This is a genomic window from Frankia sp. CcWB2 (assembly GCF_977927585.1).
The window spans coordinates 10,603-13,304 of sequence record NZ_CDWRCM010000113.1 but is presented as its reverse complement, the minus strand read 5'-3'; the positions used below and the strand labels follow the sequence as shown (position 1 = coordinate 13,304).

The window sequence follows — 2,702 nt, the reverse complement described above, 5'->3', positions numbered from 1 at the left end:
AGGTAGAGCACGTAGAGGCTGCCGGCGAAGTTTGCCGTCACGAGCAGCGGATGGGTCAGGATGCGTACCGGCCAGGACCGCAGCGTTCTCAGCAGCCATTCGCGCGGTCCGGTGCGGTGCGGAGCCGTGGCGGGCCGCATCGCCCGCAGCGCCAGGGTCACCGGCGCGCCGAGCACCAGCGGGATCGGGGCCAGCATGCTGAGCAGCATGTGCTGGCTCATGTGCACGCTGAGCAGGACCGGCCCGTACAGCCCGAGTCCGCTCGATGTGGCGACCACGACGACGAGCAGGCCGGCGAGCCAGGCGATGGTGCGCCCGAGCGGCCAGGGGGCGCCGCGTGCCCGTAGCCGGCGCAGGCCGGCGAGGTAGAGCAGGGCGGCGGTGACCGCGCCGGCGAGGAAGACCCAGTCGATGCGCCAGTCGGTGGCGAGCCGCACGGCGGTGATCGGTGGGGGCATCGGGTATCCGAGCAGCGTCTGGGTCGGATCGTCGGGAACGAGTGCGTCGTTCACCGGTGGCGCCGTGCGGGACAGTCCGACGGCCAGTCCGACCGTGGCCGTGAGAACGGTGAGCTCCACGCCGGCGATGCGCAGGAAACGAGCGACCGCGGTAGTCCCGTCGGTGCCGGTCCGGCGGGTGTTCGTCTGAGCAGTGCCGGTCTGGTCGGTGGTGCCGGTCTGGTCGGTGGGCGTCCTCACCGCGAGCCCGGCGACGATCCGGCGGCGCACCAGACCACCGAGCGTGACGGCGGCCAGCAGGCCCGCGGCCTTGAGCAGGACCAGCAGACCGTAGCGGGTGTCCCACAACGGGGTGAAGCCGCCGAGCCGCAGGGCCGCACCGGCGATCCCGCTGATCGCCGTGACGGCCGCCGCCCCGGCCGCGAACCGGCTGTACCGGCGCAGCGCCGGGCCGAACGAGCCCACCGGCAGCCGCACCGCGGTGAGCAGGCCGAGTAGACCACCCACCCAGGCCGTGGCCGCGAATACATGCACGCCGAGGGCCACCACTGCGATCGCATGATCGCCGGACGTGGCGGCGTGGCCAACCAGAATCGGCGGCACGATGCCGGCGACCGCGACAGCGAGCAGGGCCCCGGCCGCGGTTGTCGTCGTGACCGTACGGCCGATCATCGCGATGACGGCCGCCAGGGCCGCCACGACGAGCAGTGCCCGGCCCTGGGAGGTGGTGGAGACGAAGGAGCGCAGCGAGGAGACGCCCAGGACGTCGCCGGCCGGGCGCGCGGAGATCTCGGACAGGGTGAACAGCAGCTCCACGAGGGTGGCCACCATCCACAGAGCCGCGGCGTTCGCCGCGTACCGGCCGCACCGCCGGGCCGTGGGGGACAGGATGCCCACCCGCGACTCGTTGCCGGCCGCACCGCGTTGCGCCGAACGGCCGCGTTGCGCCGAACGGCCGTGTTTCGCCGGAAGAAGGACGGCGGCCGCGAGAAGCCACCCGATCGTCCCCACGGCGGCGATCTTGCCGACCAGATGCGTGAACGGCAGTGCCCAGTAGGTGGGCGTGCCGGACGAGGGCAGGCCGGGCAGCCGCAGGGGGCCTGGCCCGAAACCGACGGTCAGGGCCAGCGCCACGCATCCGGCCGCGACGGCGACGGGCGCCATCCGTCCGACCGCCGCCGTCCGTCCGTCCCCCGAGGTGGAGCGGCTGGCGGGGCTGGTTCTGGTGGGAGCGGCGGCATACGGAGGAGCGGCCGGACCCGCGGGCGTGATGGGGTCTGCGGGCGTGGTGGAGTTGTTCGTTATGGCGGGGTCTTTCCTGGTGACGGGGGTGTCCATAGGGTCAGCGCGCTCCGGAGTGACGTCGCCGCAGGGCGAACAGGGTGCCGCCGCCGAGCGTGAGGACACCGGCGATCACAACGGGGAGTATCCAGCCACCGCCACCGTCACCGCCGTCCGCGGATCCCGTATCGGCCGTGATGGCAGTGACGGCCGCGGACGGGGCCGGCGCGGCACCCGTGGTCGGGCTTGCGGTGGCTGCCGGGGTCGGCGTCGTGGTGACCGGGGACGGGGGCGGGGATCCCTCCTGGCCCGCGGACGCCGTGCCGCCGGCAACGGTGAAGGCGAACTCGCCGCCGACCGGATGACCGTCCTCGGACACGACCCGATAGGCCACCGTGTAGCGACCGTCGCGGAGAGCGGTGAGGTCCTGGTGGACGCTGCCGCCCTCGACGCGGGTGGCACCGGCGGTCACGCTGGCGCCGTCGGCCGCTGTGACGGCGACGTTCGTGTAGCGCGGGGACACTGGCTCGTTGAACATCAGGATGATCTCATGTGGCGGGGCGGTGAGAGTGCTGTCCGCCACCGGGGTGCTGGTGACCAGGCGTGAATGCGCCGATGCGGGGGTGGCCAGTCCGAGCAGGACCGCCGGGACGAGCGCCGCGACGAGGCCAAGCGCCACAACCAGGCTGATCGCCGCGGCGAGGCCGGTTGGCCCCGTGCCGCCCGTACCACCGGTGGCGCGGGCGGCACCGGTGGGGTTGGCGAACCGGGTGCCGCTCCTACTCGGGACTGCCGTACGCCGTCTCGCGGACAGCCTCGCCTGTAGTCGCACCCAGCAGATTCTACGCGCCGTAGAAACGTGACCACCGCGTCCGATCCAAGATAATCAACAATGTTGACATCCTCCCGGCGCGTAGGTTCCGCTCGCTGTTCCCGCTGCTGTTGCTGCTGACGACCGGCCTC

Annotated in this window: 2 protein-coding genes; both read right to left on the bottom strand. The window is 72.8% G+C overall.

The annotated features are described in order from the left end of the window. Nucleotides 1-1,622 (bottom strand): cytochrome c oxidase assembly protein (locus tag ACY45C_RS13185; RefSeq protein ID WP_462187917.1); only part of this gene is annotated, 1,622 nt, incomplete at its 3' end. Nucleotides 1,623-1,800: 178 nt separating this feature from the next. Beyond that, the gene (locus ACY45C_RS13180) at nt 1,801-2,571 is read right to left on the bottom strand and encodes a copper resistance CopC family protein (RefSeq protein WP_462187913.1); all 771 of its coding nucleotides are present in this window, start codon (nt 2,569-2,571) and stop codon (nt 1,801-1,803) included. Nucleotides 2,572-2,702: the final 131 nt, after the last annotated feature.